Annotated in this window: 24 protein-coding genes; 17 read left to right on the top strand and 7 right to left on the bottom strand. The window is 40.8% G+C overall.

The features are described from left to right. Positions 1 to 39 precede the first annotated feature (39 nt). The 7 genes from AC3II9_RS02735 to AC3II9_RS02705 all read left to right on the top strand — a co-directional run bounded on the left by AC3II9_RS02735 (position 40) and on the right by AC3II9_RS02705 (position 7943). The gene (locus AC3II9_RS02735; RefSeq protein WP_489152934.1) at positions 40 to 657 is read left to right on the top strand and encodes a TerD family protein; all 618 of its coding nucleotides are present in this window, start codon (positions 40 to 42) and stop codon (positions 655 to 657) included. 21 nt (positions 658 to 678) lie between these two features. Next, complete coding sequence (locus tag AC3II9_RS02730) at positions 679 to 1260, top strand: TerD family protein (protein WP_489152933.1); 582 nt, start codon at positions 679 to 681, stop codon at positions 1258 to 1260. A gap of 12 nt (positions 1261 to 1272) precedes the next feature. After that, a complete protein-coding gene (locus AC3II9_RS02725) occupies positions 1273 to 1851 on the top strand; it encodes a TerD family protein (protein ID WP_489152932.1) in 579 nt (192 codons plus the stop codon). Positions 1852 to 2001: 150 nt separating this feature from the next. After that, positions 2002 to 3129 (top strand): HpcH/HpaI aldolase/citrate lyase family protein, encoded by a 1128-nt coding sequence (locus AC3II9_RS02720; protein WP_489152931.1) that lies wholly within the window; start codon positions 2002 to 2004, stop codon positions 3127 to 3129. A 14-nt stretch (positions 3130 to 3143) separates the two neighbouring features. Continuing rightward, positions 3144 to 5552 (top strand): phosphoribosyltransferase, encoded by a 2409-nt coding sequence (locus AC3II9_RS02715; RefSeq protein ID WP_489152930.1) that lies wholly within the window; start codon positions 3144 to 3146, stop codon positions 5550 to 5552. Next, a complete protein-coding gene (locus tag AC3II9_RS02710) occupies positions 5552 to 6343 on the top strand; it encodes an HAD family hydrolase (RefSeq protein ID WP_489152929.1) in 792 nt (263 codons plus the stop codon). The genes AC3II9_RS02715 and AC3II9_RS02710 overlap by 1 nt, the downstream gene beginning before the upstream one ends. Positions 6344 to 6554: 211 nt before the next feature. Continuing rightward, complete coding sequence (locus tag AC3II9_RS02705; RefSeq protein WP_489152928.1) at positions 6555 to 7943, top strand: L-cystine transporter; 1389 nt, start codon at positions 6555 to 6557, stop codon at positions 7941 to 7943. Between the two features lie 40 nt (positions 7944 to 7983). On the opposite strand, the gene AC3II9_RS02700 is transcribed toward AC3II9_RS02705, so the two are convergent. The 4 genes from AC3II9_RS02700 to thiD form a co-directional block, all read right to left on the bottom strand. Next, positions 7984 to 9333, bottom strand: coding sequence for a YjiH family protein (locus AC3II9_RS02700; RefSeq protein WP_489152927.1), 1350 nt, complete (start codon positions 9331 to 9333; stop codon positions 7984 to 7986). A 293-nt stretch (positions 9334 to 9626) separates the two neighbouring features. Next, the gene (gene bshB2, locus AC3II9_RS02695) at positions 9627 to 10337 is read right to left on the bottom strand and encodes a bacillithiol biosynthesis deacetylase BshB2 (protein WP_489152926.1); all 711 of its coding nucleotides are present in this window, start codon (positions 10335 to 10337) and stop codon (positions 9627 to 9629) included. 14 nt (positions 10338 to 10351) lie between these two features. Then, complete coding sequence (locus AC3II9_RS02690) at positions 10352 to 10702, bottom strand: YojF family protein (RefSeq protein WP_489152925.1); 351 nt, start codon at positions 10700 to 10702, stop codon at positions 10352 to 10354. Positions 10703 to 10868: 166 nt separating this feature from the next. Beyond that, complete coding sequence (gene thiD, locus AC3II9_RS02685; RefSeq protein ID WP_489152924.1) at positions 10869 to 11702, bottom strand: bifunctional hydroxymethylpyrimidine kinase/phosphomethylpyrimidine kinase; 834 nt, start codon at positions 11700 to 11702, stop codon at positions 10869 to 10871. A 168-nt stretch (positions 11703 to 11870) separates the two neighbouring features. Here thiD and AC3II9_RS02680 point away from each other — a divergent pair, with 168 nt between their 5' ends. From AC3II9_RS02680 to AC3II9_RS02655, 6 genes are all read left to right on the top strand, one after another. Next, positions 11871 to 12542 (top strand): uracil-DNA glycosylase, encoded by a 672-nt coding sequence (locus AC3II9_RS02680; protein ID WP_489152923.1) that lies wholly within the window; start codon positions 11871 to 11873, stop codon positions 12540 to 12542. A 62-nt stretch (positions 12543 to 12604) separates the two neighbouring features. Further along, entirely contained in the window at positions 12605 to 12775 is a 171-nt protein-coding gene (locus tag AC3II9_RS02675; RefSeq protein WP_391367833.1) for a uracil-DNA glycosylase, read from the top strand. After that, a complete protein-coding gene (locus AC3II9_RS02670; RefSeq protein WP_489152922.1) occupies positions 12775 to 13035 on the top strand; it encodes a YwdI family protein in 261 nt (86 codons plus the stop codon). Before AC3II9_RS02675 ends, AC3II9_RS02670 begins: the two co-directional genes overlap by 1 nt. Before the next feature lie 18 nt (positions 13036 to 13053). After that, entirely contained in the window at positions 13054 to 13434 is a 381-nt protein-coding gene (locus tag AC3II9_RS02665; protein WP_489152921.1) for a DUF423 domain-containing protein, read from the top strand. A 118-nt stretch (positions 13435 to 13552) separates the two neighbouring features. Then, positions 13553 to 14725, top strand: a complete 1173-nt coding sequence (locus AC3II9_RS02660) for a M20 family metallopeptidase (protein ID WP_489152920.1) — start codon at positions 13553 to 13555, stop codon at positions 14723 to 14725. Between the two features lie 150 nt (positions 14726 to 14875). Then, positions 14876 to 16561: a methyl-accepting chemotaxis protein gene (locus AC3II9_RS02655; RefSeq protein ID WP_489152919.1), complete on the top strand. Its 1686-nt coding sequence runs from the start codon at positions 14876 to 14878 to the stop codon at positions 16559 to 16561. Between the two features lie 40 nt (positions 16562 to 16601). Here the strand turns inward: AC3II9_RS02655 and gerQ are convergent, their stop codons facing one another. Beyond that, a complete protein-coding gene (gerQ, locus tag AC3II9_RS02650; RefSeq protein ID WP_489152984.1) occupies positions 16602 to 16871 on the bottom strand; it encodes a spore coat protein GerQ in 270 nt (89 codons plus the stop codon). 589 nt (positions 16872 to 17460) lie between these two features. Between gerQ and AC3II9_RS02645 the strand changes: the two genes are divergently transcribed. After that, entirely contained in the window at positions 17461 to 17631 is a 171-nt protein-coding gene (locus tag AC3II9_RS02645) for a hypothetical protein (RefSeq protein WP_489152918.1), read from the top strand. 153 nt (positions 17632 to 17784) lie between these two features. On the opposite strand, the gene hemQ is transcribed toward AC3II9_RS02645, so the two are convergent. After that, positions 17785 to 18534: a hydrogen peroxide-dependent heme synthase gene (gene hemQ, locus AC3II9_RS02640; protein ID WP_391367816.1), complete on the bottom strand. Its 750-nt coding sequence runs from the start codon at positions 18532 to 18534 to the stop codon at positions 17785 to 17787. 162 nt (positions 18535 to 18696) lie between these two features. Between hemQ and AC3II9_RS02635 the strand changes: the two genes are divergently transcribed. After that, positions 18697 to 19524, top strand: coding sequence for a lipoate--protein ligase family protein (locus AC3II9_RS02635; protein ID WP_489152917.1), 828 nt, complete (start codon positions 18697 to 18699; stop codon positions 19522 to 19524). Between the two features lie 66 nt (positions 19525 to 19590). Here AC3II9_RS02635 and AC3II9_RS02630 read toward each other — a convergent pair whose 3' ends face one another. Further along, a complete protein-coding gene (locus tag AC3II9_RS02630; protein ID WP_489152916.1) occupies positions 19591 to 20238 on the bottom strand; it encodes an RsfA family transcriptional regulator in 648 nt (215 codons plus the stop codon). Between the two features lie 221 nt (positions 20239 to 20459). Here AC3II9_RS02630 and AC3II9_RS02625 point away from each other — a divergent pair, with 221 nt between their 5' ends. Continuing rightward, positions 20460 to 20684 carry a YuzB family protein gene (locus AC3II9_RS02625; RefSeq protein ID WP_391367807.1) on the top strand — a complete coding sequence of 75 codons (225 nt, stop codon included), beginning with the start codon at positions 20460 to 20462 and terminating at the stop codon, positions 20682 to 20684. 107 nt (positions 20685 to 20791) lie between these two features. Next, positions 20792 to 22042 carry an HD domain-containing protein gene (locus tag AC3II9_RS02620; protein ID WP_489152915.1) on the top strand — a complete coding sequence of 417 codons (1251 nt, stop codon included), beginning with the start codon at positions 20792 to 20794 and terminating at the stop codon, positions 22040 to 22042. Positions 22043 to 22232: the final 190 nt, after the last annotated feature.

Below are 22232 nucleotides of genomic sequence, written 5' to 3'. Positions count from 1 at the left end.
AATTGTTAGATAATTCGAATAGAAAAGGAGTGTGTTTAATTGGTAGTCAATCTCCAAAAGGGACAGCGCGTCGATTTAACCAAAGGAAATGCAGGGTTAAATAAAGTAATTATCGGCCTTGGCTGGGACCCTGTAGAACAACGTAGCGGTGGTGGTGGCTTTTTAGGCGGTCTATTTGGCGGCGGTGGAAGTTCACAACCGAATATTGACTGTGATGCATCCGTTCTGATGTTACAAAATGACAAACTAGTGAGCCAAGAGAATGTCATCTATTTTGGTAGAACAACGAGTGTATGTAGCTCTGTTGTCCATTCAGGTGATAATTTAACAGGTCAAGGCGATGGGGATGATGAATCCATCATTGTGAGCTTAAATGCTGTACCGGCGCAGTTTAATAAACTCGTGTTTGTCGTTAACATTTATGATGCACAAGGTCGTAAACAACACTTCGGTATGATTCGCAATGCTTACATTCGTGTCATCGATCCATCAAATAATAGTGAATTAATTCGTTATAATTTATCAGAAGATTATCAAAATCAAACGGCACTCATTACCGGCGAAATTTATCGTCACAATGGGGAATGGAAGTTTGGTGCAATTGGTACAGGGACACAAGATTTAAAATTAGGCGATGTTTGTGCGCGCTTTACATAACATTAAAGGGGGAAATTGAAAATGGTTGTTTCATTAGCAAAAGGTCAAAAGGTTGATTTAACAAAAACAAACCCTGGTATTAAAAAAGTGATGATTGGTTTAGGCTGGGATACAAATAAATACGACGGAGGGAACGATTTTGACTTAGATTCATCGATTTTCTTATTAGATGAAACGGGGAAAGTAAAGGACCCGAGTGATTTCGTTTTCTATAATAATACAACAGGTGGTGCGGGTTCTGTTGTCCATTCAGGTGACAACTTAACAGGTAAAGGTGATGGGGATGATGAAGTCGTATATGTGACATTAACAGATGTACCAGCTACTATACAAAAAATCACATTTACTGTAACGATCCACGAAGCAGAGAGCCGTAACCAAAATTTTGGTATGGTATCCAATGCATTTATTCGCATTGTGAATGATGCGACAGGTGAGGAATTAATTCGTTATGACTTAGGGGAAGATTTCTCCATTGAAACAGCACTTGTAGTAGGGGAATTGTATCGTCATAACGGCGAGTGGAAGTTCTCTGCGATTGGTTCAGGTTATCAAGGGGGCCTAGCCGCTTTATGTAAAGATTTCGGTCTACAAGTTGGATAAAGGAGAGGTTTTATGGCGATTCAGTTAAGCAAAGGTCAACGGATTGATTTAACAAAAAGTGACCCTTCACTACAGCGAATTATCATTGGTTTAGGCTGGGATGTGAAGAACTTCGATGGTGGCCAGGACTTTGATTTAGATGCATGTGCTTTCATTTTAGGCGCTGACGGTAAATGCCGTAATGAGTTAGACTTCATTTTTTATAATAACTTACAAAGCACGGACGGCTCTGTTATCCATACAGGCGACAATCGGACAGGTGAGGGCGATGGGGACGACGAGCAACTGAAAGTGGACTTATCCAAAGTGCCAGCTTCCGTGGATCGTATCGCGATTACAGTGACGATTCATGAGGCAGAAGCACGCCGTCAAAACTTTGGGCAAGTTTCCAATGCGTTCGTGCGCTTAATTAATGAAGATACGAATAATGAAGTACTGCGTTTTGATTTAGGGGAAGATTTCTCCATTGAGACAGCCGTAGTTTTCTGTGAACTATACCGTCACAACCAAGACTGGAAATTTAATGCGGTCGGTTCAGGCTATCAAGGCGGGTTAGCGGCATTAGTACGAACGTATGGCTTATCGGTATAACCGATTTTTGATGAATCGGTAAGCGTTTTGCAAAGATGAGGCAATCATCTTGCTTGAGCGATGTTTTTCTAGTCATTACCACTTTAATCGATCAAGAGAGGGGAGCTGTTCCACAAGAGGAGCAGCTTTTTCTTTTCAATGGAGGGTTTTATGCGTTTTTTTATGAATCTACGTGACGAAGCATTAGCAACGTTTTTTTATAAGCGACCGACTGTCTTTTCAAAAGAGAGCAGTAAGGAGCATCTGGCCTATTGCTTAGGTGCGACGCTTTATATGCCTGCGACAAAACCACATATAGCACAAGATTTAATGAGCAAAAAGTTTCCGAACGTCACGTCTGTTGTAGTGGATTTGGAAGATGCAGTTGGGGATTTACAAGTGGCAAGCGCACTACAAAATGTGTATGAGACCCTAGAGGTGCTTGCGATTGCGCTACAGTATGGAGACATGAAGCAGGAAGAGCTCCCATTGTTATTTATTCGTGTACGTCATCCCGCACAATTAGCACAATTAACCGCAATGCTGGGTGCTTTACAACACCTGTTAACGGGCTATGTCTTTCCGAAGTTTTCGTTGGACAACGCGGACGAGTATTTAACGGTATTACAAGCACAGCGAAAAAAAGGTTATACCCTTTACGGGATGCCGATTTTAGAGACGGGCGATATTTTATATAAGGAACAACGGGCACATAATTTGATAATGATTCGGCAGAAATTAATGCATCATTATGAGGCGATTTTAAATATTCGAATTGGTACAACCGATTTTTCAGGGCTTTACGGGATTCGTCGGACACAGCAGACAAGCTTGTATGACATTGTTGTTGTACGAGATTGTTTGGCTGATATTTTTAATGTGTTTGGTCGTAGTGATTATCCGTTTGTCATGTCGGGTAGCGTATGGGAATACTTTGATGCAACGATGGAACACAATGGGCAGACAGGCAGTGTGGTGGCAAAACAGACCGTATCGGCTACAGAAGGGCTCATCAAGGAAGTACAGCTCGATCGGTTAAATGGGTTGATTGGGAAAACGGTGATTCATCCGACGCATATTAATATTGTCAACGCGCTCCATGTCGTGACGCATGAAGAATATTTAGATGCGCTCTCCATTATGGAACACGAGCGTGGGACAGTCGGTGTACAGAAAAGTGAGTATGCCAATAAAATGAATGAAATGAAGCCGCATTATGAGTGGGCACGAAAAGTACTGCTTCGAGCCGAAGTATATGGTGTATTTCATCCGCAATGTCAGTTCGACGATTTACTGTAAGGGAGAGGTTAAAGATGTATGCTGTTTTGGACAAGCTTTATGTGAACACATCCATTCAAGAAAATCCATATCAATTTGACCGTGCCAATCTGTTTGATGTGGCCGCACGTATTAATAAAAAACGTCCTTTTTTATTTGTGAGTAAAGTATTAGGGAAACATATAGCGGTGCCACCACAAATCCCTCTTCTGACAGGTGCTCTACTCGCAATGCGTGTTGCGGAAGTCCTATGGCAACAAAAGCATCCGCTAACAGAGCAGGTCGTACAAGCGATTAAAACGTGTACAGGATTAGAGATTGTAGCACAAATAGGGGAACAACCTATTATTCTACCTGAAAAACAGTTGATTATCGGCTTTGCGGAAACAGCGACCGCATTAGGACATGCCTTCTTTTATGCATGCGATGAAAAAGCAGCGTATATCCATACGACGCGAGAAGATATTTGTGGGATGGAGCCGATTATTCGATTTGAAGAAGAACATTCCCATGCGACAAGTCACCGGATGTATACAGAAAATGAGCAACTATTGTTAGCGTATGAAAATATTATTTTAGTAGATGATGAAATTTCTACAGGGAAAACCAATGTAAATATCATTGAACAATTAAAACAGACGTATCCACACTTGCAACAGTTTACAGTTGTGTCGATTTTGGATTGGCGCAATGACGAGCAACGTGCCGCTTATACAGAGCAGGCACAACGTCTAGGGGTAAAAATTAATGTTGTGTCACTCATGACGGGAGAAATGGCTGTTGAAGGCGCGGTAGTAGATCCGGAGCCGCTATTTCAGCGACAGCCTCAACCAGTGAAGATTGAGCATATCGATGCAGCCCTCCCATCTGTTCGCCCGTATTATTCCATTAGTGAAAATGGGAGTATTTGCACAGCGCCCTATTATGTCGGCACAGGGCGGTTTAGCGTGACGAAGCAAGAGGAGCATGTAGTACAGCAAGAATTACAGACATTTAGTAAGTCGCTAAAATCTATGCGGCAGCCTGGCCCGCTTTTAGTGATTGGTACAGGAGAATGTATGTATGTACCGATGCAGATTGCTGCTGCACTTGGAGAAGACGTCTACTTCCAATCGACGACACGTAGCCCCATTTATGCGCATCAGGATACGCTAATTTATAATAAATTTCACTTTGAAAGTCCGGAAAATGCAGGGGTAAAAAATTATTTATATAACATTCCGAATGGGCGATACCAAGAAGTGGTGATTATTTTAGAACGTTTAGCGAGTGAAAAAGGGTTAAACGAGCTACTCGCATGTTTAAGTACTATTGGAGTAGAAAAAATAACAGTCGTTAAGTTAACAGAACATATACCGCCACCGAATATGCCATCAAGCTACAGCGAAGAGGATATTACATTTTTACTTCGGGATTTAAGTCATATTGAGATGGAGCACAGTACAGAAGAACGAGAACGTCGTATTCAACAAGGTACTAATTACGCTGAAATGTTACCTGTAGAAGTGCAACCAAATGAACAGTATATGGCGCTGTTTTATCAAACATTAGCGCAATATGCTCTAGCCATTGCAACGGCTGTCGGCGTAGTAGCAGAAAAAATTCTTGAAAAGAAACCACTTGAACAGTTAGTTCTTGTTAGCTTAGCACGTGCTGGTACACCGATTGGTATTTTACTCAAACGTTATTATGCATATAAGTATCATATTTCGGTGCCTCATTACTCAATCTCAATTATTCGTGAACGAGGGGTTGATGAAACAGCGCTACTTTATATCGTTAATCATCACCCGGAAAGTCATATCCAATTTATTGATGGTTGGACAGGTAAAGGGGCGATTACACAAGAATTAACAGCCGCTTGTCAAACGTTTAATGAGACGTATAATAAGGCAATTGATGCTACATTAGCCGTTTTAGCAGATCCAGCCTATTGTGCTCCTATTTATGGCACACGTGAAGATTTCTTCATTCCTTCTGCTTGTTTAAATTCAACGGTTTCAGGGCTTGTCAGTCGTACCGTCTTAAATAAGCGGTACTTAAAAGAGGGCGATTTTCATGGGGCAAAATACTACGGTGAACTCGCACAAGTGGATGTATCGGTTCACTTTATCGATGCAGTTGTAGCACAGTTTGACATAGTCGAAAAGGCAATTAAAGAGGAATTACAGGTGCCGGTACAGCCACCGAATTGGCAAGGTATGCAATCTGTACAGACAATCCAGCAACGCTTTACTATAAAAAATATCAACCATATTAAACCCGGTATTGGCGAAACGACGCGGGTATTATTGAGGCGGGTACCGTGGAAGATTCTTGTGAATCCAGCGTTTGAACAGCATTTAGCACATATTTATTTACTCGCACAAGAACGGGGTGTACCGGTTGAGCCGTATCCCGATATGAGTTATGCATGCTGTGGTTTGATAAAGGAGATGAAATAATGCGTATTTTAACGACCGATTTAGATCGGACATTTATTTTCTCAAAACGCACCGTCAATCGTCCGTTAAGTGAATTAATTTGTGTAGAATATGTAGACGGCGAAGCATTATCTTTTATTTCACATGAAACTGAGCAAGCTTTACTTCAATTATCGGGTGACGCCTTCGTCATTCCTGTTACGACACGTGCTGCGCATCAATATGAGCGCATTGAGTTATTTCAACATGTCTATAAACCACCATATGCCATTGTAGCAAACGGCGGTATTGTGTTGAAGGATGGACAACGAGACACACAGTGGGATGCCATCATGCAACAATTATTAGCAGAAAGCATGCCGTTTCATGAAATGGCACATGTATTTGCAACCGATTGGCAACATCCGATGTTTCAGCAAATAGCAGATGCAGATCAACTCTTTTATGTGTTAATGCTTGTAAAAGAGAAAATAGAGTGGGACTGTCTGAATGATTTGCGTGCCCGCATGGAAAGAGTCGGGTGGAGTAGTTATATAAATGGACGTAAGCTGTATGTGTTACCGAAATGTTTGACGAAAGAACGAGCCGTGCAATATGTGTTAGAGAAAATCCCGTATACAATGCATTATGCTGCGGGCGACTCCATTATGGACTTAGGGATGCTAGAGCTAACGAATCTAGCGTTTACCCCAGCACATGGTGAACTGTTTAAGGAAAAAGGATACGATGTAGCGGCTACTGTCATAGAAGATCCAGGGGTTTGTTTTACCGAACAGTTACTGTCGAAGTTTCAAAGTAAAGTACAGGTGTAACATGTATTGGCTAGTGGTCGACATTAAAACTGATCATTTAGTGATGAATTAAATACCTAGAAAGCAGGAGCTGTCCAATAAGTAGGATGGCTCCTGTTTTTATATAGAGAGATTGAAATATAGTATAGTGAATAAAGCATACTTGACTAATAGGTATTATAAGAATAGAATGCATATAAATAGATAAATACAACTTCAGGGGGTAGACAGCATGAATGGGATTATAGTTGCTAACGTTGTAGTACTACTTGCTTTCGTCGTACTGCTTTATGTGTTAAAGCAAAAGCATTTAAAATTTTCAACGCGTGTATTTATTGCGTTAGGCTTAGGTATTTTATTAGGTATAGGGTTACAGTTCGTTTACGGCGCAGGCGCAGAAGAAATCACAAGTACGGTACTATGGTATAACATTATTGGCACAGGGTATGTAAAACTACTTCAAATGATTGCGATGCCATTAATCTTTATTTCGATTTTAGTAGCCTTTACGAAAATGAATCTTGGTAAAAACTTTGGGAAAGTAGCAGGGCTCATTTTAGCTATTTTAATTGGCACGACAGCTGTTTCAGCGGTAGTAGGGATTACGGCCACGACATTATTTGATTTACAAGCAGATCAAATTTTACAAGGGGAAGCAGAGATTGCCCGTGGTGAGTCAATCGTAGAGCGTGCAGAAACGACCGTTTTACCACTGCCTACTCAAATTTTAGAGCTATTCCCGGCAAATCCCTTTTTAGATTTAACAGGGGCACGCTCCACTTCAACGATTTCAGTCGTTATTTTTGCGGCCTTTCTTGGCTTTGCTTATTTACAAGTAAAACGCAAGGATGAAGAGATCGCGAGTGTCATTAAAAAAGGGATTGATGCGATTTATGCTTTAATTATGGGTGTTGTACGTATCGTATTACAGCTGACGCCATACGGGATTTTAGCGATTATGGCACGTACAGTAGCCATTAGTGATTTTGGCGCGATTTATAATCTAGGGAAGTTTGTATTAGCGAGCTATGTTGCATTAATGATTGTATTCATCATTCATCTCATCATATTAGCAGTAACAGGGTTAAATCCAGTAACCTATGTGAAGAAATCAGCAGAAACATTATTGTTCGCGTTCACATCACGCACATCAGCAGGTGCATTACCGATGAATATTGCTACGCAAACATCTCGTTTAGGGGTACCAGAAGGCATTGCTAATTTCTCAGGTTCATTCGGTTTATCGATTGGTCAAAATGGCTGTGCAGGTGTTTATCCAGCGATGTTAGCGGTGATGATTGCTCCAACAGTAGGTATTAATCCATTATCACCTGGATTTTTAGTGTCAGTTGTAGCGATTGTAGCGATTAGCTCATTCGGTGTAGCAGGTGTAGGTGGTGGAGCGACATTTGCGGCTATTCTAGTGTTATCAGCGCTTGATTTACCGATTGCTCTTGCAGGGGTATTAATCTCAGTCGAGCCATTAATCGATATGGGACGTACGGCATTAAATGTCAGTGGTTCCATGACAGCCGGTGTGACAACAGCACGTTTAACAGGCGAGTTAGATGTAGACATATACAATACACCGCATGATGGTAAACCATTAGCAGAAGCATAAGAAAAACGGGACATCTCGCAACTCGAGGTGTCCCGTTTTTTTAAAATAGCATATGTGCAATCGCTGCAACGATTGGAATGGAAATTATTGTACGGATTAAGAAGATTAAAAATAGATCCCAAATCTTTAATGGAAGTTTTGTTCCTAAAATCAATCCGCCCACTTCAGACATATAAATTAGCTGTGTAACAGAAACCGTTGCGATAAAGAAGCGTGTTAATTCGGATTCGATCCCCGCTCCTAAAATAGAAGGCAATAACATATCCGCAAAGCCAACGATCATTGTTTGGGCTGCTTCACCCGCTTCAGGAATTTGCAGTAACGCTAAAATAGGCTCAAATGGCATCCCTAAAATTTTAAAGAAGCTTGTGAACTCCGCTAGCACTAATGCAATCGTACCGAACGCCATAATGACAGGCGTGACAGCAAACCACATTTCCAGTACGTTTTTAAAACCACCTGCAACAATTTTGCCTAAGTTTTTATTAGCCTCTGCTTTTGATAGGGCATTGTGTAAACCGTAAGAAATCGCATTAAAATCAGCAGGCACATCTTCAAAATCGTCCGGTAGCTTGGAACCGTCGATTAATGTATTCGCTTTTTGTTTTAATGGGAAAATACGTGGCATAATTAATGCTAAAATTAATCCTACAAAAATAACAGAGCCGTAAAACTCTAAGAAATAATTGTTTAAATCAATTGTATCTAAAACAACGATACAGAACGTAATCGACACAACGGAGAATGTTGTCGCAATAATAGCTGCTTCACGCCCTGTATAGCTTTTATCTTCGTATTGCTTCGCTGTTAGTAACACACCGATTGTGCCATCCCCAACCCAAGAAGCTAAGCAGTCGATTGCTGCGCGACCAGGGATTTTGAACACAGGACGCATAATTTTCACCATCATGGAACCAAAGAACTCCAGTAAACCGAAGTCTGTTAATAATGGTAATAAAAGTCCAGCAAATAAAAACAACGTAAACATCATTGTGACTAATCCGCCATCTGGTGTAATAAGTAAACCAGCCGTATTGTCAGAAATAATACTTTCAGGTCCTACTTGGAATAAGTACATCCCTGCAAATACAACAGCAAGTACACGCATCGTTGTCCAGAACCAGTGAACGCGGAATAGTGAATCCATTAATGTACGTGGCCCTTTTTGTGGGACAAAATGCATGATAATAGAGCCTAATGCTGCAATAATAAATGTGCCAAATGCAAACCATTGAATAAATGGTTCTACTTTTCCAGCTAACCAATTCGCTAAAAGAGCAATTGGTACTTTAAGTCCTTCATCTGTGGAAATGGGTGTAATAAATAAAAACACCCCAACAGCAGACAGTGCTATGAAAAGAAACCACGTATAAGCCGAAAATTTCTTCATGTATAATAACCTCTTTAAATTGTAATGTTGAATATTTATACACTATATATTCTTTATATACACTTGTCTACTATTTTGCTTAAAGACGCATTATTCTGATAATATAAGTGCATACGATTTGTATACACGGTTAGAAAAACTTGGATTTACTATGTGGAGACTTTAAAAAGAAAGGCTATATTGAGGTTTTATGAATGCTCAGAGGAAGTGTTTGAAAAGTATAAAAAATGTATAAAAAAACGTATAAACGAATGTGGAAAAGCGGGCATATGATAGCCCGCTTTTTGCATGCATTATAAAAATGCACTATCCATGGAATCATTAATCTCGTCTTCATGACGGATAATATAGAACTTTTCAACATTTAACCAGCTTTCGCTCATCGGTTGGCCCTCTTCTATCCGTTTTGTCGTTTCAGCCATCATCCAAGCAGTTTGAGACATATGCGCACGTAAGGCCGCTAGTTTATCCATCTTTACGCTGCTGACATCTAAATGAATATGTGCCTCCCCATTGCGTGCCTCTGTATCATTCGCAAAGCCAATCGCCCAAATTTTTGGACGCTCACTTTTTGGCATACGACGAACTGCCTCTACGACCGCGCGTGCTGTCGCTTCATGGTCTGGGTGCACAGAGAAGCCGGGCAAGAAGGTGAAAATTAACGATGGGTTTAACTCTTCAATTAAATCCGTGACAAGTTTCACCATTTTTTCATCATCTTCAAATTCGATTGTTTTATCACGCAAGCCCATCATGCGCAGGTCTTGAATGCCCATCGCCTCGCAAGCTGCTTGTAGCTCAACACGACGAATTTCAGGTAAGGACTCCCGTGTAGCGAAAGGTGGGTTCCCTAAATTGCGCCCCATTTCCCCCAGTGTTAAACACGCATATGTAACAGGTACTCCCATATTAGCAGAGAGGCGAACAGCTCCTGCACATGTAAATGCTTCATCATCTGGGTGCGGGAATACGAGTAAAATTTGACGTTCTTTTTGTAATGTCATCAACGCGTCACTCCTTAATATGAAAATGGCGTTTCACTAATTTCAAGTGCAATCGCTAATTTCCCGGTATTGTCTAATCCAGCCATCAATAGTCTGCCTTGTTCATCGAGTTGGTAATGGGTAATACCTTGTGCATATACCCAGCCATGCGCCATTTTTAACCCGACGCGATGAGGTGTTTCACCCACGACTTTCCCCAGTTCATAGCAAATACGTGCATTCCGAATAAATGCACCTGCATTAAAGAAATTGGCGTCGTAATGTGTGGCATAAGAACCGTTTGTTGTTTCTAGGTGAATGTATACATCTTTGTTCGCAAAAGAATTAAGTAAATCCTGGAGCGCATCAACTTGTACTTCCTTCATCTCAATTCTCCTTTCGAATCTGTCTATCTATTAGTATAGTAAATGTTTTCTATAGATGAAAAGGAAAAGGCGTACTTTTTTTAAGTACGCCTTTTGAGGTACCGGGAAAGTACCGGGGAAGTGCCACCGAAGTACCACCGAAGTACCGGGTACCTCGGTGGTACAATTAAACTGTCGTAACCGTCACTTCTGGTGCACCGAAGCGCGGTTTTGCGCCGTGCATAACCGGTCCAACATAGTCATTTAATGCCCAACCGTGTTGAATCGCTGCTGCGACAAATTCTTTTGCTTCCAGTACCGCTTCTTCTACATTCATGCCATTTGCTAAGTTCGCACAAATGCTCGCAGCGAATGTACAGCCTGCGCCGTGGTTATACGTAGAAGCTACTTTGTCTGTTGCAAGGAGCTTAAATTCTTCTCCGTTATAAAATAAATCAACTGCTTTTTCATGTGCTAATGCTTTTCCGCCTTTAATGACCACGTTTTTTGCACCCAGCGCGTAAATTTTTTGAGCTGCTGCTTTCATTTCTTCAATTGTTTTCGGTGTGCCTGTACCAGCCAGTTGACCCGCTTCGAACAGGTTTGGTGTGACAACTGTTGCATATGGAAGCAAGTACTCAATCATTGCCGTTGTATTGCCTGGATTGAGTACTTCATCTTCTCCTTTACATACCATTACGGGATCGATGACAACTTGATCAGTACCTGATTGTTGAATCGCTTCACTTGCGATTTTAATGATTTCTTCAGATGCAAGCATCCCCGTTTTAATCGCATCTACTCCTGTGGATAATGCCGTTTTAATTTGTGCCTGTAAAACATCTGTTGGTAGCGCATATACACCATGGCTCCAGCCATTATCTGGATCCATTGTAACGACAACGGTTAAAGCTGTCATCCCATATGTGCCGTGCTCTTGGAATGCTTTTAAATCAGCTTGAAGGCCTGCACCTCCTGATGTATCAGAACCTGCAATTGTTAATGTCTTTTTTAATGCCATGTCATTATTCGCTCCTTACTTAAAAATTCCTACATAATATTGAGTATGAGTATACAGCTGCCCTGGCTTTTATAAAATGGTCAGAAAATGAAAAAGATAAATGGTCAGAGGACAATTCACTTGCGAAAAGAGTACTGACCGACTACGTTAAAGAATGAGGTGATTTGTATGAAAGAAGTATTTGAAAATGAATGGCAACATATTCTGCAAGAAGAATTTGAAAAACCATATTACGAAAACTTACGGAAATTTGTTGCAGCTGAATACAGTCAAAATGTTGTGTATCCACCGAAAGAGGAAGTAATGAATGCATTGCATACGACCAGCTTTTCGGATGTAAAAGTCGTTATTTTAGGACAAGACCCGTATCACGGACCAAATCAAGCACACGGCATGAGCTTTTCTGTAAAACCTGGTGTCCCACAGCCACCAAGCTTAAAAAACATGCTAAAAGAATTGCAAGACGATGTAGGCTGTACGATGCCTAGTCACGGGTATTTAATGAAGTGGGCGGAGCAAGGGATTTTGTTGTTAAATACCGTATTAACAGTACGTGCAGGGGAAGCCAATTCGCATAAGGGAAAAGGATGGGAGCAGTTTACCGATGCAATCATCACGAAATTAGCCGAGCGACCAGAGCCGATTATTTTTGTGCTATGGGGACGACCTGCACAAACGAAAAAGTCGATTATTGCGCGTCATCCACAACATGTGATATTAGAAGCGCCACATCCAAGTCCATTAAGTGCGCACCGTGGATTTTTTGGTAGTAAGCCATATTCCAAAATTAATGCTCAACTGATGGCTTGGGGCAAAACACCCATCGATTGGCAGTTATAACGAAAGTGCCTTTTTTCTCTATTGGAAACGTGGTAAAGTGGTAAGGAAAGCGAGGGAGTATGATGAAGATTAATTGTTTTAAATGTGCGCATTTTAAAGTAACATGGGACCCCGCAAATCCACGGGGGTGTCAAGCGTACGGCTTTAAAACAAAACAGCTTCCTTCCGTCGTCGTGAAGCAATCGTCAGGGATGGATTGCTTAAAGTTTGTACCAAAGCAAGGAGGGCAATGATGATTTCCTATGAAGCGATGATTGTGCAAATGGCGCAATTAGTACAAAACGCTAAACATGCGCAGGACGAGCAACAAATGCGTGAGCAACTCACAGCGGTAAAAGCTTTATGTGATATTGTGCTTGGACAAAGAACCTTAAAAATGGAACAAACGGCTATGTCAACAGCTACAGTACAACTGCCTGTTATGCGACAAGCAAATCCTTCCAATAAACTACAGGAGTCTGATGGAAACGGCGATTCAATTTTTGATTTTTAGCATGAAAGAGGTTCTAGTATGAAAGGTTCAATTATTTCTGGCGCAGTACACGGATTTTTAGCCGTATCGTTAGGAGCATTTGGTGCACATGCACTTGAAAACGTATTAGATGATTATAGTGAAAGCATTTGGAATACTGCGGTACAGTATCAAATGTTCCATGCAACAGCACTTGTTCTGATTGGCATTTTAATGAGTACTAAATTATTTGGAGAAGCAAAGCAATTAAAAATTGCGATGGTTTGTATGAATTTGGGCATTGTTTTCTTCTCAGGAAGTTTATTTGTGTTAGCGTTATCAGGCATCGGTGTGTTAGGGGCGATTACACCAATTGGCGGTGTATTATTTTTAATTGGTTGGAGTATGCTCATTGCTGCAACACTCAAAGCAACAAAATAAGACGTAAGACCCTTTATTTTTATGTAAATTAAAAATAGAGGGTATTTTTTTTGGATTAAGTATAATGAATTTTTGAAATTGAACGATATTTAGTATAGGAGTAGGGGGAGTGGGATAAATGGAGCAGTTATTTAGTCTGTTGGAACAGCATTATGAAGAGATGGTAGCCATTAGACGTTATTTACACGAACGACCTGAGCTTTCATTTCAAGAGGTACATACACCAGCGTATATCGCCAATTTTCATCGCACGCTTGGCTTAGAAGTGAGGGAGCATGTTGGGGAGCGTGGTGTTGTCGCGACACTTCGCGGAGGAAAACCTGGAAAAACGGTGGCATTGCGTGCGGACTTTGATGCGCTAGCCATTCAAGAGTTAAACGATATTCCATATAAGTCTAAAAATGACGGTGTGATGCACGCGTGTGGTCATGATGGTCATACAGCGACACTGCTCGTTTTAGCGAAATGTTTAATGGAGATGCAAGAAGAGATCGCAGGGAATATTGTTTTTATTCATCAACATGCGGAAGAAATCGCGCCAGGTGGAGCGAAGACCATGATCGAAGATGGCTGTTTAGAAGGCGTAGATGTGATTTTTGGTACACATCTTTGGGCACCGACGCCATTAGGGGATATTTTAGTCCGTGATGGGGCGATTATGGCAGCAGCTGACCGTTTTGAAATAACAATTCAAGGGAAAGGGGGACACGGGGCAGAGCCGCATCATTCCGTTGATGCAATCGTGCTAGGGGCACAGTTTGTCACACAGCTACAAACGATTGTTTCGCGTCGGATTGATCCACTTAAATCAGCTGTTATTTCAGTCGGACATTTTGAAGCAATCAATCCATTTAATGTTATTGCCGATACCGTGAAAATTCAAGGAACGGTTCGTACATTTGAAGAATCAGTACGAGAACAAATCGTAGAAGAAATAGAAGCTTTATTAAAATCGACTTGTGTTGGGGCAAGTGCATCATATACATATGAGTACTACCGAGGATACCCACCGGTAGTCAATCACCAAAAGGAAACCGACTTTGTAGCAACTATCGCACGTAACATCCCAGCGGTGGAAAATGTCATTACATGTCCACCGTTTATGATAGGGGAAGACTTTGCTTACTATATGCAACATGTACCCGGTACGTTTTTCTTTACAGGTGCAAAAAATCCGACGTGGGAAACGACTTATCCTCACCATCATGCCAAATTTAATTTTGATGAACGTGCGATGTTAATCGCTGCCAAAGTACTAGGGAAGGCGACGATGGACTATTTAGTCGGATAAATCTAATACGATATTAGTAGGGGTTTTCTGTAAAATAGATAATAAATTATCACTTATGTAACAATGATACATTTGAATGTATATAAATTATAAGATATACGAAAATAATAACAAAAAATGATATGAAATCAGGTTTTAGGAGGGGTTTAGATGAGTGTAGGGGCAAAATTAAATATAGCTTTTTATTCCATTATCATTTTACTCTGTGTGTCAATCGGGATAAGCTTTTGGAATTTATCCAATATAGAAGAAAAGACCGATGAGGCTTTAAATAATCGGGTCGTACAAATTCGTATCATTGACCAAGTTCGCGTTGATTTAGCGATGCAAGGACTGTTTGCACGTGCCATAATCATTGAGCCAACAGATAAAAATCGCGAGAATCTATTAATGTATGCGGAAGATTTAGATCAACGTATTTTGGAGTTAAAAGGTTTATTTACAAGTGGAGTTATGCAAGGCTATTGGGATGAAATCAATAAACATAATCAAGACTTCAACAAGGACCTTAAAGAAGTATTAGCAGCTGTTGACGCAGGGGAGTTAGAACGGGCAAAAACAATGGTCAATACACAATTAGCGCATGTGAATGCAGAAATTTTAGCATCTGCTAATAAAATGGTCGAGTATCAGGAAGAACAGATTGAACGGATTAAAGAAGACACAAATAGCGCCATCAAAAATTCTCGCACGACATCCATCATTGTGTTAGTCATCAGTATAGTCATTAGTATCTTATTAATACTTTACGTTCGTCGTGCAATTACATCACCATTAAAAACAGTCATGCAATCGGCACATATGATTGCAGAGGGGGACCTTTCTCAGCAAGATGTTACATTCAAGTCCAAAGATGAAATTGGTCAATTAGCTACTGTGTTTAATAACATGAAAAATAGTTTACGTAACCTGATTCAAAATGTACAAGCGAACGCCGAGCAGTTAAGTGCCTCGGCGGAAGAATTATCTGCAAGTGCAGAGGAAATTACAGCAACGACGGAAGATGTCACACGCCAAGTAGCCAATACAGCCGAAGCGGCACAAGGTTCGTCTCGTGCTGCAGGTGAAAGTGCTGTTGCAATGGAAGAAACAGCTCAAGGTGTACAACGGATTGCCGAAGCGTCCCAAACACTGCATTCTTCATCGCTTGATGCAAGTGAAACAGCAACACATGGCCAAGAAATCATTGAACATGCCCAGAACCAAATGAGCATTATCAATGATTCAACTGCAACCGTCAATGATTTAGTTCGGAAATTAGCGAAACAAACAGAAGAAATTGGTCATATCACGAAAGTCATTACAGATATTACAGACCAAACGAATCTTTTAGCACTGAATGCAGCTATCGAAGCAGCGCGTGCAGGTGAGCATGGGAAAGGCTTTGCTGTTGTGGCAGATGAAGTACGTAAATTAGCTGAGGAATCCAAAGCATCCGCAAACTCCATTACGGCATTAACAATGGAAATTAAAACAGATACAGAAAATGTAGAACGTGCTGTAGAAAACTCACTTGTTTCTGTGAAAGATGGTGTCAATATCATTACAGAGGCAGGGGATTCGTTCCACGGGATTGTTAATGCGGTAGAAGTGATGACGACACAAATTCAAGAGATTTCCGCCACAGCTGAACAAATTTCCGCAAGTGCAGAGGAAGTTTCCGCTTCCGTCAATGAAATTTCTAATGGTGCGGAAATAGCATCAGATCATATCGCTACCATTGCAGCTGCAATGGAAGAACAAGTTTCCACAATGGCTGAAGTAAGTGGTGTAGCCAACACATTAAGTGAAAATGCACAAAACTTACAATCGGAAGTACAACGATTTAAAGTATAAAGGAAAAGCGCGGGTCTCAAATGAATGAGACGCGCGCTTTTTATTGTTGTCTTGGTGTAAAGTAATTCAATTCTTCGTCAAACTCTGCATAGTCGAAATAAATCATAGGGAATAAGAAGCGGTGATTTGTTCGCAGTTCACGTAAAATGACATGGTCACGACCTGCAGCTTCTACTACACCACGCACTGTTTTTGTTTTCTGACCATCCACTACGTTTTCAAACGAAAAATAAAAATTCCCGGGCTTGCCGCGGTTTAAGCGTAAAATATTTTCGATATAGGATTCCTCACGCATTTGAGGGACAGTCATTTGTTGACCTGGAAATTGAGCTGCATAACCGCCTTGCTGTGGATTCCAATAATAAGTCAATGATTTCTTCCTTTCCTTTTTAAATCTTTAAACCATCAAATTCCATTAGTGCAAAGACATAACGTAACTTGAACCGTCTAGAGGTTAGTAGACCGTTCGTTTAACGGTACGAATATCTCTAACGTCAAGACAGTGAGCACGTACGCAATTGACAACAGTGATAGGCGTACCTCCTTCTGTCATTAATATATGTTTGAATAAAAAAAAGTTCACAAAATAAAGTAAAACTTCAATTAGTGAGGTTTTGACGCACAGGACGTGCTAATGCCCATGTCATTACACGGACGTGATGTATTGAGTCGGTCCCGCTGATTAAGAGCGTAACGCCTGCGTGATCAACGCACTGTTGCCCTTCGCCAATAGAGCTAGTGGATTTTCCACCTATGCGGATCAAATAATTCCTATTGTAAAGCACACATGATACATTAAGTGGTATAATGTGACGGAATTGTGACAGGTGATGAAAAAGACTCATAAAGAATAAATAACATTAAAGGTAAACAAATAAACACTCAAGGGAGTGAATATAGTGCAAATCGAGAGATGGGTAGGTATGTTCCTTAGTGCGATCGCTGCTTTTGTCATTGGCCATTTGTATGATCAACCGTTGCATTGGTATTTATTTATTTTGATGTTAGTTCTCGGTGTGTTTATTAACCTCGTCATTATTATTTTAAAGGCAGAAGAAGATAGTGTATAAAAGCCTGGGGATAAAGTATGGGCGATTAGATAGGTATTTAAATTGTGGATAGTTTAGAAATGGCAAGTAAATCTGGAAATTAAGCAAGTAAACCTAAAAAGCAAGCCAGTAAATTGAAAAACCTCGCGCAAATGAAATACGCGAGGTTTTTTATTATACAGTCAGGAATTGTACGAGCTTTTCGTTGTCTAAAAGGTTACCAACAAAGAATGAACCGAACTCGCCGTAACGCGCGGATACTTCATCAAAGCGCATTTCGTATACTAATTTTTTGAATTGTAATACATCGTCAGCGAATAAAGTTACGCCCCATTCGTGATCGTCAAAGCCAACGGAACCTGTAATGATTTGTTTTACTTTTCCTGCGTAGCCGCGACCAATCATACCGTGAGAACGCATTAAGTTTTTGCGCTCATCCATTGATAGCATGTACCAGTTGTCGTCTCCTTGACGGCGCTTATCCATTGGGTAGAAGCACACGTATTTCGAACGTGGTAGCTCTGGATATAGACGTGCACGAACATGTGGATTTTGGTATGGATCTTCGTTTGATTCGCCTGCTAAGTAGTTCGATAATTCCACTACTGAAACGTAAGAGTATGTTGGCACTGTAAAGTCTGCAATCGCTAATTTATTGAACGCTGCTTCGATTTCTTGCAGCTCGTCCATTGTTTCACGAAGCGTCATCAGCATAAAGTCTGCTTTTTGACCAACAATCGCGTAAAAAGCATGTGCACCCGTTTTTGCTACATCTGCTTCGTTTAGTTTTTCTAAGTATTGAATAAACTCATCAACTGCTGCTTTGCGCTCCTCCTCAGAAACTAACTTCCAAGAAGCCCAGTCGATTGAACGGAAATCATGTAAAGCATACCAGCCGTCTAGTGTAATAGCTGCTTCATTCATTGTGTAAGACACTCCTTTTATGGATAATTATTCACAGTTAGTGTAACACAAGTAGTGAACATTTCGTTATGAGAAACTACAAAAACAAGTAAATTCACCAATTTGACATGAGTTGAAAATACAGTATGCTAAGTGTAGTCAATTCGTAAGGAGTTATAAACAATGAATCGTTTTTTGACAGAAACAAACTGGCGTTTTATCGATCAATCGCTCACGATGCTTACGCACTCGCCGCTTGAATCGTTTGCAATGGATGATACACTTTGCCATGTAACAGGGCATGCAAGTAGTCCAGCCGTTATTCGGACATGGGTACATCAGGAAGCGGTTGTGCTCGGTATTCAGGATCATCGCTTACCGCATATTGAGGAAGGCATGGCGTTGTTACGCGCGCGCGGGTACGAGCCGATTGTACGAAACTCTGGTGGACTAGCGGTTGTGCTTGACCCTGGTGTTTTAAATGTATCGATTGTATTTAGTGAGAACGAGCCGACAAGTATCGATCGAGCGTTTAGTTATATGGTAGATTTGGTGAAAGCGATTTTTCCAGAAGTAGCCGATCAAATTGAAGCATACGAAATTGTGGGCTCTTATTGTCCGGGTACATTTGATTTAAGTATCGGGGGCAAAAAATTTGCAGGAATTTCACAGCGTCGTATGCAAAATGGCATCGCTGTACAAATCTATTTATGTATTGAAGGCAGTGGTAGTGAGCGAGCCGCGCTTATTCGTGATTTTTATGCTGTGAGTTTACAAGGGGAGAAAACGAAATTTACGTATCCGACAGTAGTGCCCGAAGTGATGGCATCCATGCAAGAGCTAACAGGCGAACCGATGACTGTTGCGGAAGTCAATATACGAATTCAGCAATTATTGCTAGCATGGAATTCGAACACAGTACTATTACCATTACAAGAGTCAGAGTTATCATTATATGCGCATTATTTAGAGCGCATCTATAAGCGCAATGCTGTATTGTTGAAAGGCTGATAAATGAACAGAACAGGCTGATAAACAAGAGTTTCAGACTAATAAACAAAAAAACAGGGAGCCTGCTTATTGCAGTTGCTCCCCGTTTTCTGGTTGTGGTGCGGAAGCTATTAAATTACCGTTTCGCTCCATTTTAAATACAGGTGCTACACGTTCTTCCTCTGTATCTAATGTAACAAGGCGACGTGCACGATTCATAATGTTGACAAACTGTTCATAGTCTTCTTTGATTTCTCTGTTTTCACGTTCAAGTCGCGCCACTTCCTGTTCTAACTCTTTTAACTTGTCCGTTGAGATATTGGCCATATGGCGCCATTTTGCCACTTCTGTTTCTGCTGAACTAGTATGTTGCAAACGTGCTAAGTAGGCAATCACAATATCGAGTGATAATGCAGATAAAGGAATCGTACGTCCTTCCTCTTCATTCGCAGATGGAAGTAGATAGATTTGTTGCGCACGACGTTTACCAATCGAGCCTAGTACACGAAGGCGTTCTTTCCGCTCTTTTTTTGCTTCTGATAATTCTTTCTCGTAAAAACGGCGAACAACGGCGTTCCAACGAAAACCACAGGCTGCTGCAGTACGATTTAATGCATCACCGGCTTCCTCAAAAGCATTTAACTGGGTACTACCTTCTTTAACATGTCTTAATACGGCTTCAGCTAATAGTTCATCATTTTCTTTTAGCCAAGCATCTTGTCTTATTTTTACCATGGAAAAATCCCCCTAACTTATGATTTCACTATTAATATGACCTGATTTACGAGAGTTTATTCCTTCTTTTTTTTTTAAGTGAAAAATAGCTTCAGACCTTTGACCGATAAACACTGTTTTCTCTTGAATCTAGCTGGATGTATGAGCTACAATAGGAAAGATTAAAATGCAACAAAACTGCTTATGAAAGCGTAAAATAGTATAGAAAGGGTGTTGACACTATGGCAAACATCTTTCACGTTTGCGATGAATGTCAGGCCGTTAATTTAAAAACGTTAATTCCAAAGCTAAAAGAAATAGATCCAGAAGCAACGATTGAAATTGGCTGTCATTCATATTGCGGACCAGGCCGCAAAAAAACATTTACATTTGTCAATAACCGTCCCGTAGCTGCTCTGACAGAAGATGAGCTCATGGAAAAAGTTGTGGCAAAACTAAAGAAGTAATGTACATGAGATTGTTCATCTAGTATGAACAATCTCTTTTTGTTAATGCTAAAGTAGTATGTCTCTCATATAATAGAAGTAACAATGAGTTGGAGGAGGTACAGAAGATGGATTATGCAACAGCGAAACTAGCAGAAGAAAAAGTATTTAAAGACCCTGTGCATCGTTATGTGCATGTGCGCGACCAAGTCATTTGGGATTTAATCGGTACATGCGAGTTTCAGCGTTTACGCAGGATCCGTCAGTTAGGTACTACATATTTAGTATTTCACGGGGCCGAACATAGTCGTTTTACGCATTCGCTTGGTGTATATGAAATTGTACGGCGTATTATTGACGATGTGTTTAGTGGTCGACCAGAGTGGGATAATAATGAGCGCTTATTAGCACTGTGCGCGGCATTATTACATGATTTAGGCCATGGACCATTTTCGCATGCATTTGAAGCGGTGTTTGGTACAGACCATGAGCAATACACACGTGACATTTTACTTGGCAATACCGAAGTGAATGCTGTGCTCCGAAAAGTAGGAAACGGTTTCCCAGAGCTTGTTGCTCAAGTGATTGATAATAACTACACCAACCAGCAAGTCGTAAGCCTGATCTCCAGTCAAATTGATGCAGACCGCATGGATTACTTGCAGCGAGATGCGTACTTTACAGGTGTAAGCTATGGGCATTTTGATATGGAGCGCATTTTGCGTGTTATGCGTCCACGAAAAGATATGGTCGTTATTAAATCGAGCGGGATGCATGCGATTGAGGATTACATTATGTCACGCTATCAAATGTACTTACAAATCTATTTCCACCCCGTGTCTCGTAGTGCAGAAGCGGTACTGAATCATATTTTAAAGCGCGCGAAAAAGTTAAGTGAAGAAAACTATCAATTTACATTTGAACCTGTGCACTTCAGGCCATTCTTCAGTGGAGAAGTATCACTTCAACAATACTTAGCACTAGATGAAAGTATTATGCTCACATACTTCCAATTTTGGATGGATGAAGCTGACCCGATTTTAAGTGATTTATGTCGTCGCTTTATAAACCGTGATTTATTCGAACATATGGATTTAAATCCAGCAGAGGAACCAGAACGTTACGCATGGCTAGTCGAGCAAGTAAAAGCGATTGGTCTGGACCCCGAATACTATGTAAAGCCTGATTCCACATCGGATTTACCATATGACTTTTACCGTCCAGGCGTCGTGCCAACGAAAAGGCCCATTTACTTGGAAATGCCAAGCGGGGAAATCCGTGAGTTAGCCGAGCAATCGCATATTGTCTCTGCGATGGCGAACAATATTAAAGTTGACTATAAAGTGTATTACCCGAAGGAAATTCACTTTTTAGGTTAATAGGAACGAACGTATGGAAAACCGTCAATCCCCCCTACACTTCAAGTGTAGGGGGTTCTTTAAGTGATCAGTAAAAGTACAGCATTTATCCTCTCTGATGATGTTGAGACAGAAACACATTTATTACAAAGAGGATGTTTTTTTGAATATAGCTGGTGTGACTACATAATTTTTTTCGTCGCTTGAATTG

The organism is Lysinibacillus sp. RU7, assembly GCF_057837305.1.
This window is presented reverse-complemented; position numbering and strand designations above follow the sequence as displayed.

Bases quoted from the DNA above. Each gene is read 5' to 3' on its own strand.
- AC3II9_RS02730 (WP_489152933.1), top strand. From the start codon at position 679: ATGGTTGTTTCATTAGCAAAAGGTCAAAAGGTTGATTTAACAAAAACA.
- AC3II9_RS02725 (WP_489152932.1), top strand. From the start codon at position 1,273: ATGGCGATTCAGTTAAGCAAAGGTCAACGGATTGATTTAACAAAAAGT.
- AC3II9_RS02720 (WP_489152931.1), top strand. From the start codon at position 2,002: ATGCGTTTTTTTATGAATCTACGTGACGAAGCATTAGCAACGTTTTTT.
- AC3II9_RS02715 (WP_489152930.1), top strand. From the start codon at position 3,144: ATGTATGCTGTTTTGGACAAGCTTTATGTGAACACATCCATTCAAGAA.
- AC3II9_RS02710 (WP_489152929.1), top strand. From the start codon at position 5,552: ATGCGTATTTTAACGACCGATTTAGATCGGACATTTATTTTCTCAAAA.
- AC3II9_RS02705 (WP_489152928.1), top strand. From the start codon at position 6,555: ATGAATGGGATTATAGTTGCTAACGTTGTAGTACTACTTGCTTTCGTC.
- AC3II9_RS02700 (WP_489152927.1), bottom strand. From the start codon at position 9,333: ATGAAGAAATTTTCGGCTTATACGTGGTTTCTTTTCATAGCACTGTCT.
- bshB2 (WP_489152926.1), bottom strand. From the start codon at position 10,337: ATGACATTACAAAAAGAACGTCAAATTTTACTCGTATTCCCGCACCCA.
- AC3II9_RS02690 (WP_489152925.1), bottom strand. From the start codon at position 10,702: ATGAAGGAAGTACAAGTTGATGCGCTCCAGGATTTACTTAATTCTTTT.
- thiD (WP_489152924.1), bottom strand. From the start codon at position 11,702: ATGGCATTAAAAAAGACATTAACAATTGCAGGTTCTGATACATCAGGA.
- AC3II9_RS02680 (WP_489152923.1), top strand. From the start codon at position 11,871: ATGAAAGAAGTATTTGAAAATGAATGGCAACATATTCTGCAAGAAGAA.
- AC3II9_RS02675 (WP_391367833.1), top strand. From the start codon at position 12,605: ATGAAGATTAATTGTTTTAAATGTGCGCATTTTAAAGTAACATGGGAC.
- AC3II9_RS02670 (WP_489152922.1), top strand. From the start codon at position 12,775: ATGATTTCCTATGAAGCGATGATTGTGCAAATGGCGCAATTAGTACAA.
- AC3II9_RS02665 (WP_489152921.1), top strand. From the start codon at position 13,054: ATGAAAGGTTCAATTATTTCTGGCGCAGTACACGGATTTTTAGCCGTA.
- AC3II9_RS02660 (WP_489152920.1), top strand. From the start codon at position 13,553: ATGGAGCAGTTATTTAGTCTGTTGGAACAGCATTATGAAGAGATGGTA.
- AC3II9_RS02655 (WP_489152919.1), top strand. From the start codon at position 14,876: ATGAGTGTAGGGGCAAAATTAAATATAGCTTTTTATTCCATTATCATT.
- gerQ (WP_489152984.1), bottom strand. From the start codon at position 16,871: ATGACTGTCCCTCAAATGCGTGAGGAATCCTATATCGAAAATATTTTA.
- hemQ (WP_391367816.1), bottom strand. From the start codon at position 18,534: ATGAATGAAGCAGCTATTACACTAGACGGCTGGTATGCTTTACATGAT.
- AC3II9_RS02635 (WP_489152917.1), top strand. From the start codon at position 18,697: ATGAATCGTTTTTTGACAGAAACAAACTGGCGTTTTATCGATCAATCG.
- AC3II9_RS02630 (WP_489152916.1), bottom strand. From the start codon at position 20,238: ATGGTAAAAATAAGACAAGATGCTTGGCTAAAAGAAAATGATGAACTA.
- AC3II9_RS02625 (WP_391367807.1), top strand. From the start codon at position 20,460: ATGGCAAACATCTTTCACGTTTGCGATGAATGTCAGGCCGTTAATTTA.
- AC3II9_RS02620 (WP_489152915.1), top strand. From the start codon at position 20,792: ATGGATTATGCAACAGCGAAACTAGCAGAAGAAAAAGTATTTAAAGAC.